22 protein-coding genes are annotated in these 17,993 nt (G+C 52.9%); 2 read left to right on the forward strand and 20 right to left on the reverse strand.

The window, feature by feature from the left end; genetic code table 11:
* Positions 1–8: 8 nt before the first annotated feature.
* From fapR to QQZ12_RS04310, 5 genes are all read right to left on the reverse strand, one after another.
* On the reverse strand, positions 9–581 hold the full coding sequence (fapR, locus tag QQZ12_RS04290; RefSeq protein ID WP_022736377.1) for a transcription factor FapR: 573 nt from the start codon (positions 579–581) through the stop codon (positions 9–11).
* 128 nt (positions 582–709) lie between these two features.
* Positions 710–892, reverse strand: a complete 183-nt coding sequence (rpmF, locus tag QQZ12_RS04295) for a 50S ribosomal protein L32 (RefSeq protein ID WP_083465011.1) — start codon at positions 890–892, stop codon at positions 710–712.
* A 56-nt stretch (positions 893–948) separates the two neighbouring features.
* Positions 949–1,467 (reverse strand): YceD family protein, encoded by a 519-nt coding sequence (locus QQZ12_RS04300; RefSeq protein WP_022736378.1) that lies wholly within the window; start codon positions 1,465–1,467, stop codon positions 949–951.
* Between the two features lie 41 nt (positions 1,468–1,508).
* Entirely contained in the window at positions 1,509–2,597 is a 1,089-nt protein-coding gene (locus tag QQZ12_RS04305; RefSeq protein ID WP_102992803.1) for a SepM family pheromone-processing serine protease, read from the reverse strand.
* Positions 2,578–3,387, reverse strand: coding sequence for a patatin-like phospholipase family protein (locus QQZ12_RS04310; protein WP_102992804.1), 810 nt, complete (start codon positions 3,385–3,387; stop codon positions 2,578–2,580). Before QQZ12_RS04310 ends, QQZ12_RS04305 begins: the two co-directional genes overlap by 20 nt.
* 94 nt (positions 3,388–3,481) lie before the next feature.
* Here QQZ12_RS04310 and ylbJ point away from each other — a divergent pair, with 94 nt between their 5' ends.
* The gene (gene ylbJ / locus QQZ12_RS04315) at positions 3,482–4,693 is read left to right on the forward strand and encodes a sporulation integral membrane protein YlbJ (protein ID WP_223247950.1); all 1,212 of its coding nucleotides are present in this window, start codon (positions 3,482–3,484) and stop codon (positions 4,691–4,693) included.
* Between the two features lie 97 nt (positions 4,694–4,790).
* On the opposite strand, the gene coaD is transcribed toward ylbJ, so the two are convergent.
* From coaD to QQZ12_RS04365, 10 genes are all read right to left on the reverse strand, one after another.
* Positions 4,791–5,273, reverse strand: a complete 483-nt coding sequence (coaD, locus tag QQZ12_RS04320; RefSeq protein WP_102992805.1) for a pantetheine-phosphate adenylyltransferase — start codon at positions 5,271–5,273, stop codon at positions 4,791–4,793.
* A complete protein-coding gene (gene rsmD, locus QQZ12_RS04325; RefSeq protein ID WP_102992806.1) occupies positions 5,270–5,842 on the reverse strand; it encodes a 16S rRNA (guanine(966)-N(2))-methyltransferase RsmD in 573 nt (190 codons plus the stop codon). Before rsmD ends, coaD begins: the two co-directional genes overlap by 4 nt.
* A gap of 620 nt (positions 5,843–6,462) precedes the next feature.
* A complete protein-coding gene (locus QQZ12_RS04330; RefSeq protein WP_102992807.1) occupies positions 6,463–6,945 on the reverse strand; it encodes a hypothetical protein in 483 nt (160 codons plus the stop codon).
* A 105-nt stretch (positions 6,946–7,050) separates the two neighbouring features.
* On the reverse strand, positions 7,051–7,353 hold the full coding sequence (locus QQZ12_RS04335; protein WP_102992808.1) for a hypothetical protein: 303 nt from the start codon (positions 7,351–7,353) through the stop codon (positions 7,051–7,053).
* A gap of 114 nt (positions 7,354–7,467) precedes the next feature.
* Positions 7,468–9,516 (reverse strand): ATP-dependent DNA helicase RecG, encoded by a 2,049-nt coding sequence (gene recG / locus QQZ12_RS04340; RefSeq protein ID WP_189318852.1) that lies wholly within the window; start codon positions 9,514–9,516, stop codon positions 7,468–7,470.
* Positions 9,513–10,406 carry an L-serine ammonia-lyase, iron-sulfur-dependent, subunit alpha gene (gene sdaAA / locus QQZ12_RS04345; RefSeq protein ID WP_102992810.1) on the reverse strand — a complete coding sequence of 298 codons (894 nt, stop codon included), beginning with the start codon at positions 10,404–10,406 and terminating at the stop codon, positions 9,513–9,515. The genes recG and sdaAA overlap by 4 nt, the downstream gene beginning before the upstream one ends.
* Positions 10,407–10,615: 209 nt before the next feature.
* Positions 10,616–11,272 carry an L-serine ammonia-lyase, iron-sulfur-dependent subunit beta gene (gene sdaAB, locus QQZ12_RS04350; RefSeq protein ID WP_102992811.1) on the reverse strand — a complete coding sequence of 219 codons (657 nt, stop codon included), beginning with the start codon at positions 11,270–11,272 and terminating at the stop codon, positions 10,616–10,618.
* Positions 11,273–11,298: 26 nt separating this feature from the next.
* Complete coding sequence (locus tag QQZ12_RS04355; RefSeq protein WP_102992812.1) at positions 11,299–12,168, reverse strand: DegV family protein; 870 nt, start codon at positions 12,166–12,168, stop codon at positions 11,299–11,301.
* Between the two features lie 19 nt (positions 12,169–12,187).
* A complete protein-coding gene (locus QQZ12_RS04360; protein ID WP_102992813.1) occupies positions 12,188–13,867 on the reverse strand; it encodes a DAK2 domain-containing protein in 1,680 nt (559 codons plus the stop codon).
* 12 nt (positions 13,868–13,879) lie between these two features.
* Positions 13,880–14,245, reverse strand: coding sequence for an Asp23/Gls24 family envelope stress response protein (locus tag QQZ12_RS04365; RefSeq protein ID WP_102992814.1), 366 nt, complete (start codon positions 14,243–14,245; stop codon positions 13,880–13,882).
* A gap of 445 nt (positions 14,246–14,690) precedes the next feature.
* Here QQZ12_RS04365 and rpmB point away from each other — a divergent pair, with 445 nt between their 5' ends.
* Positions 14,691–14,879 carry a 50S ribosomal protein L28 gene (gene rpmB, locus QQZ12_RS04370; RefSeq protein ID WP_022736392.1) on the forward strand — a complete coding sequence of 63 codons (189 nt, stop codon included), beginning with the start codon at positions 14,691–14,693 and terminating at the stop codon, positions 14,877–14,879.
* Positions 14,880–14,943: 64 nt separating this feature from the next.
* Here the strand turns inward: rpmB and spoVM are convergent, their stop codons facing one another.
* The 5 genes from spoVM to rsgA all read right to left on the reverse strand — a co-directional run bounded on the left by spoVM (position 14,944) and on the right by rsgA (position 17,985).
* A complete protein-coding gene (gene spoVM, locus QQZ12_RS04375; RefSeq protein WP_083465010.1) occupies positions 14,944–15,033 on the reverse strand; it encodes a stage V sporulation protein SpoVM in 90 nt (29 codons plus the stop codon).
* Between the two features lie 89 nt (positions 15,034–15,122).
* Positions 15,123–15,788, reverse strand: a complete 666-nt coding sequence (locus tag QQZ12_RS04380) for a thiamine diphosphokinase (protein WP_154987465.1) — start codon at positions 15,786–15,788, stop codon at positions 15,123–15,125.
* Positions 15,789–15,791: 3 nt separating this feature from the next.
* Positions 15,792–16,352, reverse strand: a complete 561-nt coding sequence (gene thiT / locus QQZ12_RS04385) for an energy-coupled thiamine transporter ThiT (RefSeq protein ID WP_102992816.1) — start codon at positions 16,350–16,352, stop codon at positions 15,792–15,794.
* A gap of 65 nt (positions 16,353–16,417) precedes the next feature.
* Positions 16,418–17,092: a ribulose-phosphate 3-epimerase gene (rpe, locus tag QQZ12_RS04390; RefSeq protein ID WP_102992817.1), complete on the reverse strand. Its 675-nt coding sequence runs from the start codon at positions 17,090–17,092 to the stop codon at positions 16,418–16,420.
* A gap of 2 nt (positions 17,093–17,094) precedes the next feature.
* Positions 17,095–17,985 carry a ribosome small subunit-dependent GTPase A gene (gene rsgA / locus QQZ12_RS04395; protein ID WP_102992818.1) on the reverse strand — a complete coding sequence of 297 codons (891 nt, stop codon included), beginning with the start codon at positions 17,983–17,985 and terminating at the stop codon, positions 17,095–17,097.
* Between the last annotated feature and the right edge of the window lie 8 nt (positions 17,986–17,993).

A 17,993-nucleotide genomic window follows, 5' to 3' on the forward strand; every position in this document is an offset into this window, starting at 1 on the left:
GCTCCTCCTCACATGGATACACGCCCGTCTTCCAAGCGGTACACATCAAAAATCCCTTGGAAGACAATCTCGCCATTCACTTTGGTTTTCACATCCACTTGCAAACTGTTGTTAATTTGCTTTCTGATAACCTTAGCGTGCGCAATACATTTCTCTCCCAATCGGACGGGGCGCACAAATCGGATTCCCGCCGATCCCGTCAAAGCCACCTCTGCATCGACGATGGCCACTGCAAGCGAGTTGGCCTGGGCGAAAAGGATGTGCCCCCGGGCGATCTGATTGCGGGCGAATACATGCTCCTTGTTTATCTCCAGAATGGACACACCACTTTGATCCAATTGTAAATCGACAATTTCTCCGATCACTTCTTCCTGCAACAGCGACTTTACAGGATCAAAATGGTTCTCCGCCATGTGCTTAATTCGTTCCCGCAATTCGGGAATCCCCAATTCAACGCGATCCAGACGAATCGTTTGGATGCTTACATTACACCGCTTGGCCATTTCTTCGTCTGTCAAAAATGGTTCTTCTTGAAAGGATTGAGCGATTATTCTTTGTCTCTCTTTTTTTGGGATGCGCATAGCGGAGCCCACCTCTCTTTAATACCACATTCTAATACCAGGTACTAAGTCAGTATATAAAAAAAACGCTTATTGGGCAATGGAAAAAATATAAAGAGCCGACTTCACCGTCGGCTCTTGGCTCGCTATTACTCGTTTACTACGCCTTCAACTTCAGAGCCTTTGTAGTGCCCACACTCTTTGCACACGCGATGGGATAGCTTCGGAGCTCCGCATTGCGGGCAATTTACCATACCTGGTACGGAAAGTTTGAAGTGGGTGCGACGTTTGCGCTTACGAGTTTTAGAAGTGCGTCTAAATGGTACTGCCATACTGTTTCACCCCCTATAAGAATGTAACATAAGACCGGGAAGTTTTCACACGTCTTTTATTTGTTTTGATCGAGCCAATCCTGCAAAGCTGCCAAACGCGGATCGATCTTCTCCACTTGGCAATTGCAGGAATCGGCATTTTTATTGACGCCACATTTTGGACAGAGTCCTTTGCAATCTTCCCGACACACCGGAATGTAAGGTAGTTGGAGCATAAGCGCTTCCCGAATGTACGGGGAAAGATCCAGCTCGTTCCCTTCGAAATAGTGGATCTCCTGCTCCTCTGTCTCCACGGCCCGATGCGCCTCATCCGTGAACAACTCCGTCCACTTGACATGAACCGGTGTTTCGAACTCTTGCAAGCAGCGCGAACAGGTGAAAGTCGCCTTGCTTTCCTCTTCGGCATCTGCTTCGATCAAGTGTGGATCGAGCCGCGTCACACGGGCCTCGACCTCTACGGGCGCTAACCGAATCAGCCCTGGGACTTCACCAGGCATCGTGTCCAGAGCAACCGTTTCACGTATCACGAGTTGCCCGTCTTTTGCTTGGTTCAACTTGTGCAGGGAAATCTGCATGATTCCACTCCTTGTGTAAAAACAGGGTTATTATAAGACACTTAAGCGACACCTGTCAATGTTTTTGACTTGAAAGATGCCTGTCCCCTCGGCGGCAACTTTTTCAGCGCCTGAACTGCTTCATCCAAATCGGACACGGGAATCACTTTCATCTTGATTCCCAAGCGCTTCACCGTTTGCTTAGCCGTTTTTTCATTTTGATCTTCGGGACGAATGTCTTTGGGGCAAAAAAACAAATCCATGCCTGCTTTATCCGCGGCCACCACTTTGTGCTGAATCCCCCCGATCTGTCCAACTTCCCCATCCGCCGTGATCGTCCCCGTTCCCGCGATCCGGTACCCTCGGGTTAAATCTTCCGGAACCAACCGGTTTAAGACCTCCAAAGCAAACATCAGGCCTGCGGAAGGGCCACCGATCTCCTGGGCGTCGATGTGGGTGGGCGGTGTTGTTTTCACTTCCACTTTTTCCACCGGCACGATTCCCAGCCCAGCACGCGGCTTGGACCCCGGTTCAACCCGCAAAGGAACTAAGGACGCGGTGATTCGCAGTTCTTTGCCATCGCGCAAAAGAGTCAATGCCACGCGTTCACCCGCTCGTTTGCGGCTGAGACGGGATATCAATTGCTGTATCGAAGCAACCGGCTCTCCGTCAATCCGCTTAATCACATCCCCTTCTTTGAGAGAGGAGGCTCCTTCTTTCAGCACCCGCTCCACTTCAACTCCCAGCACTTTTTGGGACACAGGCCGTTTGGCATGGCGAAAGGCAGCTACGATTGCCTGATTCTGTGATAAGCGCATATTGACGGTTTGTCTGCGCTGGTAATCCCGCTTATCCTCATCCTCGGCCAAAATGTGTTCCTCTGGAACCAGTTCAGTAGTACTTGTCCAGCGCGACAGCAATAGGTCGACAGGAGCCCCCTGCTTCATCGATATCGTGGTCAGCCGAAAACTCCCTTCCTCGTTGCCCTTTTCTTTGCCCACGGTCACCAAGGGCCCCACTTCCACCACCTTGCCAGGACCGATGGCAAAGTAAGGGATGGGGATCAAAAAAGCACCCCCGATCAGAAAACAGATGATTGAAAGGGCAATCACCCCCCAAATATTCCGTTGGTCAAACCGATTCAAGCTCATCTCGTGATTTCTCTCCTTGCCAATTCTCAATTAACGCCAGCAGTTGGGGCAGAACTTTTCGCGCTTCCATTTCTCCGCGCTTGACGCATTCATCCATCCGGTTGAACGCCGTCGGCGAAATGTCAGCCACATCGGGATGGATGAGGAAATCCGCCATCGGCCAACGCTGGCTGGTGATTTCTTTCTCCATGATAACTAAAGTTTGCGCAATCACATCAAAAATATTTTTGATCTTGGCCTTGTTTACCCTGGGGATGACATCAACGGCAATCACAAAATCAGCCCCCATTTCCCGCACCACCGATACCGGAATGCGATCGATGACGCCCCCGTCAACCAATATCTGATCACCGAGCCGCACCGGTTCAAATATGCCGGGAATGGCAATGCTAGCCCGCACCGCGACATCAATCGGCCCCTCTTTGAATACGACAGGCTCCCCTTTGACTAGATCGGTGGCCACGATCCTCGCGGGAATCGGCAGTTCTTCGATCCGTTTGCGGTGGGCCAATAGGCGGATCAGTTCTTGCACTTTCTCCCCCATGACCAAACCCATTTTGGGCACCGTCAGGTCCAACCAATGCTTCACCCGTAGACCGGAAACCAACTTTTCGCACAAATCTAAATCCAATCGATTGGCTAGCATGACTGAAACCACGCTTCCCATGCTGCTCCCAGCCACATATTGGACATCGATTCCCGCTTCCTTCAATACCTTCACCACACCCAGATGCGCCATTCCGCGCGCACCGCCTGAACTCAACGCCAGGCCGATTTTGGGGCGTGCCATGAACCACCCTCCATTCTTAGAATAAACGGTCTAAATCACGCACGTTTTACGTAGACATGTTAATGTCTGAGTTGTCCACGAGGAGAGAATAAATATGATGCAACCCCTTCTCCGAAGTCAATTAAAAACGGTCACGTTTGCGTTCATCGCGTTCTTTATCGCGGTTGTGCTACTGATGTATCCGGAGCAAGCCTTCCGCTCATCCATCCGGGGATTGTCAATCTGGTGGGATGTCGTGTTCCCGGCGTTGCTCCCTTTTTTTATCACGGCAGAGATGATGATGGGCTTCGGAGTCGTCCATTTTATGGGTGTCTTATTGGAACCCTTGATGCGGCCGTTGTTCCGCGTGCCAGGTGCAGGCGGTTTTGTGATGGCGGTGGGATTGATTTCAGGCAATCCGATGGGCGCCAAACTTACCTCCCGCTTACGGGAACAGGGATTGATCTCACGGGAAGAAGGTGAGCGCCTTGTTTCCTTCACCAGTACCGCCGGACCGCTGTTCATCTTTGGGGCCGTGGCCGTCGGTTTTTTTGAGAGTACCTCAGTCGGCATTATCCTCGCGCTCGCCCATTACTTAGGAGCGTTTGCCGTCGGCTTCCTCATGCGATTTCATGAGCCGAAAGCGCCACCTTCCAAACCGCCGGTCAAAAAAACGGGCTTCATCCTGTTGCGAGCCTTGCGGGCGATGCATCGCGCCCGCCTACAAGATAGCAGAACACTCGGACAATTAATCGGTCAAGCCGTAACTTCGGCCGTGCAAACCCTCCTATTGATCGGTGGCTTTATCATGATGTTCTCGGTGCTCACTCACTTAGTCAATTATGTGGGCATAACCACACTCTTCAACAGGGGCATCGCCCACGTTTTGGAGTTTTTTTCCTTTCCGGCCAGCCTGTCGGAAGCGATTACCGCCGGCATATTTGAAATCACATTGGGATCGCAACTAGCTAGCGCCGCTTCGCCAGCTATCCCGCTGATGTTCAAATTGACTATCGTCAGCCTAGTCATCGGCTTCAACGGGCTTTCCATCCACGCGCAAGTGGCGAGCATGATCAGCCGGACGGATATCCGCTACGCCCCGTACTTTGTAGCCCGCTTGTTGCATGCGCTCATCTCCAGCGCTTTGACTGTTCTTTTGTATCCGTTGTTGCAAAAACATTTACACCATATGCCCGCGGCTGTGTCCGTGTTTCATCCGCTACAAACGCCGTTGTGGACGGGATTGGAATGGACTTCCATCACTATCTTGGTTTTGAGTTGTATCTTTATTTTATGCGAACGCATGCGCCATCGTTCCGTCTCTTGAGAATGAGGGGAGCTCTCATGCTGTGGCGGCTGAGAGCTCTTGTTTCTTTTTCGGGCGGGCCATATACACTTGCCCAACCCGCTTGAAGTGCAGGAAACTACTCGCGGCCAAATTTTTTGGCCAATGCCATCGCCACGTGACTCGGTACCAACTCTTTGACATCGGCGCCGTGTTTGGCCACTTCTTTCACCATGCCGGAACTGATAAATGAATGTTGATTGCTTGTCATCAAAAAGAAGGTTTCCGCTTCCGGACGCAATTGGCGGTTGGTCGATGCCAGTTGCAATTCATATTCGAAATCAGAAATCGCCCTGAGGCCACGCAGAATGACGTTAGCTTGCCGCTTGTGCAAGTAATCGACGAGCAATCCGTCAAAACTGTCCACTTCCACCATCGGCAAATGAGCCGTCGCTTGACTGATCAACGCTTTGCGTTCTTCTACACTGAACAGGGGCTTTTTGGACGAGTTGACCAAAACAGCAACGATAATCTTGTCAAACACCTTGGCCCCGCGCTCAATGATATCCAAATGGCCATATGTAATCGGATCGAAACTTCCTGGATAGACGGCTACTTTCATGTGTTTTCCCCTTCTTTCTCTTCCGGAGTATACAACGTCATCGCCACGTCGCCATAGGACAAGCTACGAAAAGAAGTCAGTCGCCCAACCTTTTCAGGCATGGAGGCTTGGCTTGGGTGCTCCGCCACCACCACCCCCTCCTCCGCCACCAAACCAAGCTCGGCGATCTCCGTCAAAGCGGGAATGAGCAATTGTTTGTGGTAAGGCGGATCGAGAAAAATGATGTCAAATTGAATGCCTCGTTCGTTCAAGGTTTTTAATGCCGCCCTAGCGTCTCGGCGCATGATTTCCACTTGCTCCGACAACTTCGCCAACGCTGCGTTCGCTCTGACCGTCTCGCAACTTGTCCTAGATTGGTCCACAAAAAAAGCGCGCTCCATTCCCCGGCTAAGCGCTTCCAAACCCAATGAACCCGTCCCAGCAAACAAATCGAGGGCGTATCCGCCGTCGAAAAACGGACCGATCACCGAAAACAGCGATTCCTTCACACGGTCAGCCGTCGGTCGAACATGTTGGCCTGGCACCATTTTCAGCCGCGTGCCTTTGCGGTTGCCAGCAATAATTCGCATGGATCGTCACCTTGCTCCTCTTAGTTCAATTGAACATAACACGTTTAATCCTACCATAAAGAAGATCTAAAATAAAATGATTGCAGGATGTATAAAAAAGGGTAAACCGGCAATCCTAATTGATGACAGCGTCGTGATGATGTTGTCAAACCGCGGAGAAGACTTACGTTTCCCCATAAGCTCTTCCTCCGGTTTCTCCTCTCCCATTAAGTATCTGACACCGATGTTGTGGAAGATACATCGGGCTCGCGGAATATCCCGCGAGCCTATTTTTTACAGAAATTTGTCGACTGAAAGCCCATGGTTTGAATCGTGGGATGAAAGGGGCGTTGCTCGACATCCCCTTTTTGGGATGGTAAGAGCAACCAATTTGTTGTAAATCGAACATATGAGCGGTGCTCATCCCACTGGTAGTGGGTTTGTTCCTGTGTACGTCATAACCATGAGAGTGAGGCAAAAGGAGCTAGCGTACTGGTAATAGGTATGCCGACCGTGTGGGTACATTACTAACTGCATGGGACGGGGTGATGGCACACCCCTAAACTTGGGCATTGTTCAAAACAGAAACGGACTGCGGACGCTATTGACCCAAGAATCCACGTCTTTAGCCGTGTGTAGTGTCAAGCTTTGACTTTCCCTCTTCTCGCTTTGGTTTTTTTGGACCGCTGTGACAATCGGATTTGAGACAGTTCATCAAAACCAGGTGGACATTCTTCCACGTCGCTTTGCGTATCCAAGTCATCTGCGGCCAGTTCGGAAAAATCGGGCCATTCCACTTCTTCCAGCCGTGACGTCGGCTCAGATGATTCAGCGTAAGGCGAAAACTTCTTCTTTTTTCCGTCCCCTTTGCGCTTTTTATCCACTTCCATCGGCGTGGGCATTTCATGGTTCGGCTCCCACCCGCCTCCGAAAATCCAGTCCTCTTCCCAGCCGTCAGCCATGTACTCGGAGAAGCCCTGGTTCGACGATGGCTTCGATTCCCCCATCGCTCCGGCCTCTTCCCACGGAAATTCATCGATAAAGCCGAAAGCGGGTTTTTCTAGATTTTGGGTTCTGAGGGCCCGCTTGTTCATCACGTTTTTTTTCGGGTGTTTTTTCTTCATTCCTTTCCTCTCCCTTAGGTGGTCAAATCAATCCCTATACCATATGAAACCAAGGCAACCACCGTATGGATGGACACCCATGCCCGCCGCCTAAATCGCTGACGATCAGATTCGCACCATATTCGCTTCAAACGGGGTGATCACCCCCTCCATCACCAACATTTGCAAGGTGCGCCTAGACAGCTCCCTGTATCGCGGCGAACGTTGGATCATTTGCACTTCATGCGGTGTGAGAAACCGGTACGGCAACTGGTTAGCAAATGCCAGCAGTCCCATCAGCCCTTGCGTTCGCCGAATCATCTTCGCTTGGCGAACCAATTCTTTTAGCTGCTCGGTAGTCACCGCTTCCCTGCCAACCGTTTGGTTGATCTCCTGCACCAACTCACGGTAAAACGCTGTTTTACTCACACTGTTCACCCCCGTTGTGTCAACGCTTCATCTTATGCATACGCTTCCGGGCATGACTGTGCGCCGCAAATCCAGCCCCGAAAACACCAAAAAGCCCGTCTCAATTAGACGGGCTTAATCAAGCTTGATCGTTTCCAATTGATTTTCACGCAAATATTCCACGAGGGGACGCCACTCGGGACGGGTGGTAAAGTCCGGTTGATCCACCAGCCAAGCCGCATCCGCGCGCGCCACTTCCAACACCCGAACATCTTCATTCAAATCGGCTAACTTGAAATCGGGGAGGCCACTCTGTTTCACACCCAAGAAATCACCCGGCCCGCGCAATGCCAAGTCTCGGCGGGAAATTTCAAATCCATCCGTCGTTTCGGTCATGATGCGCATCCGTTCCACACCCATTTCCGACTTGGGGTCGGCCACCAGCACACAGGTGGAAGCGCCCCCACCGCGCCCAACCCGGCCACGCAATTGGTGCAATTGCGCCAAGCCGAAGCGGTCGGCGTCATAAATCACCATCACCGTCGCATTGGGCACGTTAACCCCCACTTCGACCACTGTGGTTGACACTAGCACTTGCACCTCATTTTCCGCATAACACCGCATCACTTCTTCTTTTTCCGCCGGGGCCATCCGTCCATGCAACAAGCCGACCCGGATCGGAGCCAACTGAGTAGCCAGCTGTTCAAACACTTCCTGAGCGTTTTCCAAATCTAGCTTCTCTGACTCTTCAATCAGCGGACAAATCACATAAGCTTGGCGCCCGCTTTTGCACTCCTTGGCGATGAAATTAACAATACGGGGCCACAGGTCTTTTTTAACCCAATACGTGTCAATCGGCTGACGGCCAGCTGGCATTTCGTCAATCGTCGACACATCCATCTCCCCGAACACGGTGATCGCCAATGTGCGCGGAATCGGTGTTGCTGTCATATGCAACACATCAGGCGCGCCTCCTTTTTGCCGCAAGGTGGCTCGTTGTTTGACACCAAAACGGTGCTGTTCATCCATGATGACCAAACCCAAATCACGATAAACCACCGCTTCTTGGATCAAGGCATGAGTGCCAACGACAACATTCGCCAAGCCCATCTGAATCTGCCCCAGCGCTTCCCGCCGCTCCTTGGCCGTCATGCTTCCCGTCAACGGGACGACATTCACCCCGAACGGAGCTAACAACTTGCTGATGGAGCTGGCGTGCTGATCAGCCAGGATTTCCGTCGGCACCATTAGCGCCCCTTGGTGTCCACTCAAATAGTTGGCGTACAAGGCGATTGCGGCCACCACCGTTTTGCCCGACCCCACATCTCCCTGCAACAAGCGGTTCATCTGGTGCGGCGCCTTCATGTCGGACAAAATTTCTTCAACTACGCGCCGTTGCGCCCCAGTCAGCGGAAATGCCAGCTTAGCAATGAATGCCTCCACCTCGTCGGCAGAAAACTGATGGGCGATCCCTTCCGTTTCCGTGCGGGTTATTTTTTTCAACCACATGAGCTTCAGTTCATACAACAGCAATTCCTCATACACCATGCGGCGTCGCGCTTGCATGCCTTCCTTTTTGCCTTTGGGAAAATGGAGGTAGTACATAGCCTGGGCGCGCGGAATTAGTTTATACCGCTCGCGCAATTCCTGCGGCAAGACTTCTTCTATCTCCCGCCCATACTGCGTAAACGCTTCATAAATCAATTTGCGCAACCAATGCATTTTGATCGAACTGGTGACAGAATAAACTGGCTCCAACCGGCCCAAATGCTTCTCTTGTTCCGCTTGACTCACAAATGTGCGGTCGGCGGTGATCGAAAGGCGGTGCCGATCCCATTTGCCGGAGACGACCAATGTTTGGCCCACCCGGATCTTGTCTTTCAAATAAGCTTGGTTAAACCAAATAACGTTCACCATCACACCGTCGACATCTAGTTTTACGGTCATGCGCGACTTTTTCTTGTTGAACCAGCGGACGCTTGGCTGTCCGAAAACCTGCCCCCGCACCGTCACTCGGTCATCGTGCGCAGCTTGCGACAAATCGCTTAAGCGGTAATCTTCATAGCGATAAGGGTAATGCGCCAACAAATCGGCAATGGTGTGAATCCCTAGCTCGGCCAAATCTTGTTTCCGTTGCTCTCCCACTCCGGGAAGGACATCTACCGGAATTTGGCTCAAATTCATGATTTCTGGTCGATCGTCCCAAAAATTTGCCGTTCCAGCACCCGGCCTGTGGGAGTGGCCGCCAAACCGCCCAAAGCTGTTTCACGCAGGGCCACGGGCATCGATTGGCCGATTTTGTACATGGCATCGATCACTTCATCTGTAGGGATCACACTTTTGACGCCCGCCATCGCCATATCCGCCGCCACCATCGCAATGGCAGCGCCCATCGCGTTTCGTTTGACGCAGGGTGCCTCCACCAGGCCGGCCACCGGATCACACACCAAGCCGAGCATGTTTTTCAATGCGATGGCCACCGCTTCCGCAGACATCGAAGGCGTTCCCCCGGCCATCTCCACCACCGCCGCCGCTGCCATCGCCGTAGCAGAACCGACTTCAGCTTGGCATCCGCCAGCAGCTCCAGAGATGCAGGCGTTGTTGGCAATACAAAAGCCAATCGCTCCCGCGGTGAACAATCCGCGGATCATCGTTTCCCTATCGGAACCCAGTTTTTCCGCCGCAGTAGCAATCGTGCCCGGCAGAATACCGCATGCTCCCGCTGTCGGGGTGGCGACAATCGTGCCCATGGCCGCATTCACTTCCGAAACGGCGGTGGCTCGTGAAACCGCATCCAATACTGTCCCGCCTGAAAGCAAGACCGGTGCAGTGCGCTTGTACTCCTGTATTTTTTTGGCATCTCCGCCCGTCAAACCGCTATGCGAGCGAATGTCTTCGGTCAATCCCCGTTTAATCGCTTCAAGCATCACATCGAGGTTGCGCCCCATCTCTTCAAAGATGTCTGCCTCCGGCCGATTAAACACCGTTGCTTCGTGGGCAAGCATCACATCTGATATTTTCAGGTGTTCTGATTCCGCCAGCTCTACCAATTCTGCCACGGTTCGAAACTTCATCGTTCCAATCCCCTTCTCTGTCACATAATTTTCCGGATCTATTGCCACACCCGTTCCCAACGCAAGCGGGGCTTAACCCCTTTTCCATTCAAACCGGAAAAATCCCTTTTTATCTCCATGATAAACCATGCGAGAGCGGCGCAGGGTTGCCAATATCATCCGTCAAAGAAAACCGCCGGTCGACAAGGAACGGCGGTTACTCTGGCGGATTATAAAATCGTCACGGCATGGATACCGGGTAAGCTCCTGATTGCCGCTTGCACTTCTTCCTCCACTTTCTGATCTGTCTCGATAGACATCAGCGCTTGGGAGCCTTTTTCTTTCCGCGACACTTGCATAAATCCGATGTTGATTTGATGTTTGGCCAACACGGTGGCCACACTGGCTACCGCGCCGTACTGGTCTTGGTGCAAAACGAGCAACACGGGATCATTGCCTGACAACTTCAAGTCAAAACCGTTCAATTCGATGATCTCCATCTTGCCACCGCCGATCGAGACACCCACTACTTCCACGTCGCCCTCTTCATCCTCCAAACGGATCCGCGCCGTGTTGGGATGATCCGTCAACTCTTCAGATTCCCGAAAAATGATCTCCATTCCTTCTTCCCGGGCGATGTCAAGCGAATGCACCATTCGTTTGTCAAAAGTATCAAAATCTAACAGTCCACCTGCCAGTGCAACATCGGTACCATGTCCGCGGTAGGTTTTCGCAAACGATCCGTACAGCGTGATGATGGCGCGCTTGGGCTGGCGTCCGAAGATCGTCCTGGCCGCACGTCCGATTCTTGCCGCCCCGGCTGTGTGAGAACTTGAAGGACCAATCATGATAGGACCTATAATATCAAAAACAGTTCGGTACTTCATTTTTCCACCTCAATCACGACAGCAAGTTAACTTTCCTCCACGGGAACCAGCAAACAACCGATGGTGCCTGGTCCCGCATGGGTTCCAACAGCCGGTCCGAGATCGACCACGACCACTTCTTTGACATCGAACGACGCTTTGACTTTTTCCAGCCAGATGTCAGCTTGTTCCTCTTCATTGGCATGCAGGATCGCCGCAGAAACCGGTCCGGATGGCCCCTTCTCTTTCAATAGCTCAAACGCTTTGGCTTGCGCCTTGTTCTTCCCTCGCGCCTTGTCGATCGCGTAAATCTCGCCTTCGTCATTGATTGAGATGATCGGCTTGATGTTTAAGAGCGAACCGACCAGCGCAGACGCCTTCCCAATCCGGCCACCTTTTTGCAGATATTCCAAGGTGTCGACCAATGCGACCAGTATTTGCTCCTCGCGCAAGCGCTGAACCAATTCTTGCAATTCGGCCAAAGAGCGACCCTGTTTCGCCGCCCGGGCCGCCATCACCACGAGCACGCCCAGCGCGTACGTCACTGCCCGGCTGTCAATCACCTCGATGCGGACATCGGGGTATTCCTCTTCAATCATCGACTTAGCCAACAACGCCGTTTGGTAAGTGCCGCTCATCTTGGAAGAAATATGGATCGACAAAATCTCCTTCGCCCCAGCTTCAATCGCTTCCCGATACGCCTCGGTGATCTCAACCGGAGACGGTTGCGAAGTCATCGGCAGATCAGGAGTGCTTTTCATCTTTTGATAAAACTGAGCGGGCGTGATCGTCACCCGATCCAAATACGATTCTCCGGCCACTTGAACCTTGACCGGAATGACCGTGACATCCAGCTCCTCGATCAGATGTTGCGGAATGTCGGCAGTGCTGTCACAAAAGACTTTCACATTTCCCATGCTGAGACCTCCCACAAGCTTATTCTACGGCGAAGAGATAGTAGTAGACCGGTTGCCCGCCTTCATGGACTTCCACTTCCACATCAGGATGTCTCTCCGCGATCGCTTTTTGAAGGGCTTCGGCTTGGTCCGTGGTCACATCTTGACCGTAGATGATCGTCACCACATCCGCCCCTTCACCGACCATCCGCGACACCAATTCCACCGCCGTCTCGGTCACTTCTTGACCGACCAGCTCGATCTTGCCTTCGCGGATTCCAAGGTAGTCACCTTTTTTGATCTCATGCCCATCGAGCTTGGAATCGCGGATGGCGTATGTAAGCTCACCCGATTGCACTGCTTGGTACGCTTCCCGCATACGCTCTTCATTGGCAGACGGCTCAGCATCGGCATCAAAGGCCAATAGAGCGGACAAGCCTTGCGGTATGGTGCGCGTCGGCAGCACGGTCACTGGCGTGTCAACCACTTCGCCTGCTTGCTCTGCCGTCAAAATGATGTTCTTGTTGTTGGGCAGGATGATGACATGCTCAGCATTGATGCGGCGGATCGCCTTGACGATCTCCTCTGTCGAAGGGTTCATCGTCTGACCGCCTTCAATCACCACATCTACTTGTAGCGAACGGAAGATGTCAGCAATCCCCGGGCCTGCCGCCACAGCCACAATGCCGTACTTTTTGTCCGGCGCAGCTTTTGGCGCAGGTTTGGCCGCTGGTACTTCGCCGACCGCTGCTGCGTGTTGCTCACGCATGTTGTCGATTTTGATCCGCGTCAAATCCCCATATGCCATGGCGCAGTTGAGGGCATCACCCGGAAACTCCGCATGGATATGTACTTTTACCAATTCTTCGTCGGATACAACCAAGAGCGAGTCGCCAAACTGGCCGATTTCGTTGCGAAACGCCTCTTCGTCGAACAGCTTGGTTTCGCGGCGGTCGGTTTTCAGGTTAATGATAAATTCCGTGCAGTAGCCGTGCTCGATTTCCGATGGGTCGATCTTAGCTTGGAAATTTTCATGCGCCATCGAAGCCAAAGAATCCAGATCGGGCAACGCGGAAACTTCGGTAGTTTCAGCCGTTGCTTGTCCGGAAAGGGCGGCAAACATCCCTTCATAAATAAAGACCAGCCCCTGACCGCCGGCGTCGACAACCCCTGTCGTCTTCAACACGGGCAACATGTCCGGCGTCCGCGCCAGTGTCCGCTTGGCTTCATTTAACACCGTTTCCATGATCACCAACGGATCTTCGGTGCCCCAGGACCGCTTCATCCCCGCATCGGCAGCCTCGCGCGCCACAGTCAAGATGGTCCCTTCAACTGGTTTGATCACGGCTTTATAAGCCGTCTCCACCCCACGCTGAAACGCGTCGGCCAGTTGGCGGGCGTTGATCCGTTCCTTATCGACAACCGCTTTGGAGAAGCCGCGGAACAACTGGGACAAAATCACGCCCGAGTTGCCACGCGCACCCATCAAGAGTCCCCGAGAAAGCGCTTCCGCCAGCTTACCCACGGTCTCAGCCGTGGCGGATTTCTCCATTTCCTGCACACCGGAAGTAATGGTCAGGTTCATGTTGGTCCCCGTATCCCCGTCCGGCACAGGGAAAACGTTCAGGGCATTCACCGTTTCCACATTATTATTCAAGCTACGCGCACCGGCGCGCATCATCTGTAAAAACATTGTTGCGTCAATAAATTGCTGTCCCAACAGTGTTCCTCCTTATTCCTCATTCACCAGCCGCACACCCTGTACAAAGATGTTGACTTGATTCACCTTGAGCCCAATCATTTGGTCAAGGGTGTATCTCACTTTTGATTGAACGTTGTGAGCCACTTCCGAAATCTTGGTGCCATAGCCGACAATAATATGCATGTCGATCACGATTTCACCGTGTTCCGAACGCACTTCAATCCCTTTGCTCAAGTTTTCCCGTCTCAGGAGTTCAGTGATTCCGTCCTTCAGTTGACTACGTGAAGCCATGCCAACAAGACCGTAGCAATCCATCGCAGCAATGCCCGCTACCGTCGCAATCACTTCATTGGCCACTTCGATTTGTCCATATTGCGTGGAAACTTCTAAGCTCATACATATTCCTCCCGAAGTGAGGTTTCTTTGCTAACTAGAACAATTGTACAATACTGCCAAGATGATTTAAAGGATAACAACACATTCATGATACTGAACTCTTCTGCACCTTGCAAGTAAAGAAGAGGTATGCTACAATGTGCTGGTGTTTAGTCCTTATCGAACGGATGAAGGAAGTAGGCTGGACAAAGCGGTGAACTTAACTGCCAGTCCGGCGCCTTTCCGATGACAATGAAATCCGTGGCACCGCTGGGCCGGCGGAGTGCGCTTGGGTCGCCCTTCCATCGAAGCGGTCACTCAAGAATCCCCAGTCTTCCATCATGGGGAATGGCCATCAGCATGACGCAGGAACATGGACGATCCTGCCATTTTCGTTGGGGCTTCCCACCGGATCATATCCATCCCCGGAAGCCTTTCGCACGAAAGACAGAGGAGGTGCAGAAGAATGGCTCGCGTATGTTATATTACTGGCAAAAAAGGACGTACCGGAAATAAAGTTAGCCACTCCAACCGCAAAACCAAGAAGAAATGGGGAGCAAACGTACAAAAAGTGCGTATCCTCGTTGATGGCAAACCAAAACGCGTATATGTGAGCACCCGTGCTCTCAAATCCGGCTTGGTCACCCGCGTGTAAAGCCAAAAGAAAAAGCACCTCACTGGGTGCTTTTTTTGTTTTTGCAACAACTGGGGGTTGATGCTCAGTCTTTCTTCAACATGCCTAATATCGCTTTGACGACGCCGCCTAGAAACTTGGGCAGCTTGATGGTATAGAAACGCAACGTTCTCACCCCTTAACCGTCCCGGTCGAATCGACCGCGATACATGTCATCAACTTATTTATATTCTATAGGGTGAAAATGGTACCTAGAACAGGGAATTAAGGGACGAGCCCTTCCCTGCTCTCCACCACCAAAAGCTTCCCAGTCTGGATCGCCACCATCGCTTCGGCGTCGCTCCATTCATTGCTGATCCCCCTGCTCTCGATGCGATGCAGGGTTTCGCCGTGCAACGGATATTTCAACCCGACCGTCCGCACGCCCCGCACCTCCTTCGACAGCGGAATCAATGACACATACTGAAAACCTTGCCGAGGGAGGGAGAGCCGGCCCGGTCCGACCAACAAGCGGATGCGGTTGGTGCGGTGGAGCAACACGCCACGAACACCCTGCTCCGCCAACCACTCCAACAAAGCGATGTTGGCCAACATGTGATCATACCGCTGGCCGCCGAGCGCCCCCAAGATCCGCACTTCATCCGGCCTTCGCTCTATGGCTTTGATCAGCGCGAAATGCAGGTCGGTCACCGCTTTTTCCGCTGGCAATGCTTCAGTCGAAACCTCTAGCCGGGCCAATTCGCCTACGAATCCGCGACCCGTCGTGTCAAAATCGCCCACCGCCAAGTCTGGTTTCATTCCCATCCGCAATAAAGCTTGTGCCCCCGCATCTGCCGTGATCACAAATCCCGGTTCCACTTGGATGACCATCAATTCTTCCTCCGTCACCTCGCCGCCCGCGACCACATAAACCCTCGGTTGTCGAGACAAACCTCATCCCCTCCGTTCACGACGCCACAATAGCTGAGGGGCAGTCCAATACACGCCACCGCAAACAGCGAGCGTGATCAGCACTTCCGGCACCATAAACGTGGCGTTGTAACCAAGCGAATACAACAGCACCGGCTGGTTACCCGCATACTCGCTGAAAAAAACGACCCCTGACGCGACATGGGCCAAGTAACGAATGCCTCCAGCCACCAACACGCCTAAACCGATCAGCCATAATTGCTGTTGGCGGGAACGCCCCTCGCTAAGCCGCACCCACCCGGCCAGGCCAACGGCGGCAAACGCAATCGGATAGTCGAGCGCGGCCTGCGCTGGGTGGACAACCGTTCCACCTAAAGCGATCAGCAATGCCCCCGTCAACAGGCCGCACACCAGTCCCGGTTTCACTCCACGACGAAACGCCACCGCCACAATGGGCACCATCGAGAGGGTAATTGATCCCCCGTTGGGCCACAATTGAAACGGCGTCATGTGGTTGAAGACAATCGCGATGGCAGCCATGATGGCCACTTCCACCATACTGACTAAACGTTGTCCTTGTCTCATGCTGTTACCGTCTCCTTCTTTATGCCATAGGACGGGTTATCCTACTCAAATCGAACAAAAAAGCGTCAGCCACGACTGTACGCCCGCTCGCCCGCCTCCCGGATGGTAGCCATCGCTGCTTGGCGATCCACCTGTCCAAATACCGCCGACCCGGCGACCAAGACATTGGCACCCGCTTGAGCGGCGAGTGCCGCCGTTTGCGCATTGATTCCACCATCTACTTCCACATCGACGTGAGACAAGCCGCGTTCAACCAGCAATCTGCGGACTTGTCCGATCTTGTCCAACACGCTGGAGATGAACTTCTGCCCACCAAACCCCGGATTGACGGTCATGAGCAAAACCAAATCCACATCTGGTAGAATCGGTTCGATGAGCGAAACGGGCGTCGCCGGATTGATAACCACACCCGCCTTGGCACCCAGCTCCTTGATGCGGTGTACGGTGCGATGCAAATGGGGACAAGCTTCCTGGTGCACTGACACCACATCCGCACCGCTTTTAACAAAAGCTTCAATATAGCGATCCGGCTCGTTAATCATCAGGTGGACGTCCAGCGGCAGGCGGGTGTGGGGCCGGATCGCCTCCACCACCACCGGACCCAAGGTGATGTTGGGCACAAACCGGCCATCCATCACATCGACATGAATCCAATCGGCGCCAGTCTGTTCCGCTTCCCGGACCTCATCACCCAGCCGCGCGAAATCGGCCGACAAAATCGATGGGGCTATTTTGATCATGCTTAATACCTCCTTAAAAGCGCTTCTTTGATCTCATTCATAAACGTTTCGTAATGCTGGTAACGATCCGGATGGATCTCCCCGTTTAAAAGCGCCTCTTTCACTTCGCACCCCGGTTCGTTCAGATGGAGACAACCCCGGAATCGACATGCCGCTGCCCGTTCGCGTATTTCCGGGAAGCAGACGCCGAGATCAGTGGGTTCCATCCCCTGAAAAGCCAATTGGCTGAATCCGGGAGTGTCGGCCACCTGTCCGCCGCTGTCAAGCGGCAACAGCTCCACTTGTCGCGTCGTATGGCGGCCCCGTCCCAGCTTCTTGCTCACCGAACCTGTCTCCAGCCGCCGACCCGGCAACAGCTGATTGAGCAGAGAGGATTTGCCCACACCCGACTGCCCCGCAAACACGGACACTTTCCCCGCCAACCGTTCCCGAACCTCATCCAGCCCTTCGCCGGTATGAATGCTGGTGGCAACCACCGGATATCCAGCCGCGTGATAAATCTCTCTCACTCGTTCAATCTCGCTCTCATCTTCAATCAAATCCCGCTTGGTCATCACAATCACGATGTCCAATCCTTCCCGCTCCGCATGGACCAGAAACCGGTCCACTGGCATCTGTTGAAAATGCGGCTCGCGAAGGGAACAAACGACAATTGCCTGATCCACATTGGCGATGGGTGGGCGTGTCAATTCAGAATAACGGGGTTGGACGGAGGTCACAACGCCTTCGTCCAACCCCGTCACGTCATACTCAACGAAATCGCCCACCAGCGGAGTTAGTTTTTTCTTTTCAAATTTGAACACGCCGCGCGCCCGGCATTGGAACACTTCCCCCGTCTCCGAGCGCACATAGTAAAATCCACTGATCGCTTTGACGATTTGCCCTGCCGGCATATAGGACC

The sequence above is a fragment of the Laceyella tengchongensis genome (genome assembly GCF_900182735.1).
GTDB lineage: Bacteria > Bacillota > Bacilli > Thermoactinomycetales > Thermoactinomycetaceae > Laceyella > Laceyella tengchongensis.

Excerpts from the sequence above, each read along its gene's own strand:
- rsmD (WP_102992806.1), bottom strand. The coding sequence starts at position 5,842 with ATGCGAATTATTGCTGGCAACCGCAAAGGCACGCGGCTGAAAATGGTG.
- QQZ12_RS04365 (WP_102992814.1), bottom strand. The coding sequence starts at position 14,245 with ATGAGCTTAGAAGTTTCCACGCAATATGGACAAATCGAAGTGGCCAAT.
- QQZ12_RS04355 (WP_102992812.1), bottom strand. The coding sequence starts at position 12,168 with ATGGGAAATGTGAAAGTCTTTTGTGACAGCACTGCCGACATTCCGCAA.
- rsgA (WP_102992818.1), bottom strand. The coding sequence starts at position 17,985 with ATGCCGGCAGGGCAAATCGTCAAAGCGATCAGTGGATTTTACTATGTG.
- recG (WP_189318852.1), bottom strand. The coding sequence starts at position 9,516 with ATGAATTTGAGCCAAATTCCGGTAGATGTCCTTCCCGGAGTGGGAGAG.
- rpe (WP_102992817.1), bottom strand. The coding sequence starts at position 17,092 with ATGATCAAAATAGCCCCATCGATTTTGTCGGCCGATTTCGCGCGGCTG.
- thiT (WP_102992816.1), bottom strand. The coding sequence starts at position 16,352 with ATGAGACAAGGACAACGTTTAGTCAGTATGGTGGAAGTGGCCATCATG.
- QQZ12_RS04330 (WP_102992807.1), bottom strand. The coding sequence starts at position 6,945 with ATGAAGAAAAAACACCCGAAAAAAAACGTGATGAACAAGCGGGCCCTC.
- rpmF (WP_083465011.1), bottom strand. The coding sequence starts at position 892 with ATGGCAGTACCATTTAGACGCACTTCTAAAACTCGTAAGCGCAAACGT.
- sdaAB (WP_102992811.1), bottom strand. The coding sequence starts at position 11,272 with ATGAAGTACCGAACTGTTTTTGATATTATAGGTCCTATCATGATTGGT.
- coaD (WP_102992805.1), bottom strand. The coding sequence starts at position 5,273 with ATGAAAGTAGCCGTCTATCCAGGAAGTTTCGATCCGATTACATATGGC.
- sdaAA (WP_102992810.1), bottom strand. The coding sequence starts at position 10,406 with ATGAAGTTTCGAACCGTGGCAGAATTGGTAGAGCTGGCGGAATCAGAA.
- fapR (WP_022736377.1), bottom strand. The coding sequence starts at position 581 with ATGCGCATCCCAAAAAAAGAGAGACAAAGAATAATCGCTCAATCCTTT.
- QQZ12_RS04305 (WP_102992803.1), bottom strand. The coding sequence starts at position 2,597 with ATGAGCTTGAATCGGTTTGACCAACGGAATATTTGGGGGGTGATTGCC.
- QQZ12_RS04310 (WP_102992804.1), bottom strand. The coding sequence starts at position 3,387 with ATGGCACGCCCCAAAATCGGCCTGGCGTTGAGTTCAGGCGGTGCGCGC.
- rpmB (WP_022736392.1), top strand. The coding sequence starts at position 14,691 with ATGGCTCGCGTATGTTATATTACTGGCAAAAAAGGACGTACCGGAAAT.
- QQZ12_RS04300 (WP_022736378.1), bottom strand. The coding sequence starts at position 1,467 with ATGCAGATTTCCCTGCACAAGTTGAACCAAGCAAAAGACGGGCAACTC.
- ylbJ (WP_223247950.1), top strand. The coding sequence starts at position 3,482 with ATGATGCAACCCCTTCTCCGAAGTCAATTAAAAACGGTCACGTTTGCG.